This is a genomic window from Nonomuraea corallina (genome assembly GCF_027620315.1).
GTDB lineage: Bacteria > Actinomycetota > Actinomycetes > Streptosporangiales > Streptosporangiaceae > Nonomuraea > Nonomuraea corallina.
Genome location: NZ_JAPNNL010000349.1, coordinates 1 through 1,014 on the forward strand (window position 1 = coordinate 1; position 1,014 = coordinate 1,014).

The following is a 1,014-nucleotide window of genomic DNA, read 5'->3' on the forward strand; positions in this document are numbered from 1 at the left end:
GTGCCGGCGTAGGAGACGCCGTTCTTCCACACGTGGAAGCTGAAGGTGCCGTCGGTGTTCTGGTAGGTGGCGACGACGTCGTCCTTGCCGTCGCCGTTGACGTCTCCGGCGGCGACGCGGTCTCCGGTGTTGGCCATGGTCCAGCCGCCGGAGTTGTAGTCGCTGGCGCGGTCGAACTCCGATCTGGTGGACTTCCACCGGTAGATCGTCATCGATCCGTCGCCGTCGTCGCGCATCATCGCCGGACCCTCGGCCTTGACCTCTTCGCCGGTGTGGGGCCAGATCGTGTTGGCGATGATCTGGGCGTCGCCGGCCTGCTCCTGATACCTCGACGGGTACGCCGACACCTGGACGGCTTGGCAGACTTCCCCGATCGGCGCGGTCTTCCAGCTGTTGTTCGGGTAGAGCCGGATCATCTTGTCGAGGAAGGCGTTGGTGGCCCAGGTCGGGTTGAGGCGCTGGGACGCGCTGCCCCAGGACGCGCGCTGCTGGAACAGCCCCAGGCTGTCGTGGTCGACCTCCTCGCTGATGTTCTGGATGCTCGTCTCGACGATGACGGTGGCCATCGCGATGGCCGCGGCTCGGACGTCGAGCCCGCGGTCGCGGACGGCTTTGATCACCATGCGCGCGCAGGACACGCGGTAGGCGGACATGTAGCCGCGCATCTTGGCCTTGAGCGAGCTGTTGAGCTGGGTGGCCAGGCTGGCGTCGAGCGCGGTGGTGCCACGCGAATCGCACGGGGCGAGCTGGTAGGCGGCCACCGTGATCGGGATCGTCGGGTCGGGGTCGGTAGGGCTCGCCGAGGCCGGGGTGGCCAAACAGGTGACGACCGCCGTGCCCGTGATGCCGGCACGGAGCAGGAGAGATCCGAACATGGGGGGTCCTTTGCTAAGGGGGTGAGGCGCCGGTGCCGCCGGCTCCCGGCCGGGCAGGGGAGAAACCGAAGGCCGGGGCGCAGGCCCGGGTGAGAGGTCGTCTCCCACCCGGACCCGCCTGTAGGAAGGGGTGTCAGCC

Annotated in this window: 1 protein-coding gene; it reads right to left on the minus strand. The window is 68.5% G+C overall.

Features of this window, described 5'->3' with window-relative positions; all coding sequences use genetic code 11:
* Nucleotides 1-875, minus strand: an 875-nt coding sequence (locus OUY22_RS36640; RefSeq protein WP_270159911.1) for an FG-GAP and VCBS repeat-containing protein, incomplete at its 3' end; no start/stop codon positions are given.
* Between the last annotated feature and the right edge of the window lie 139 nt (nt 876-1,014).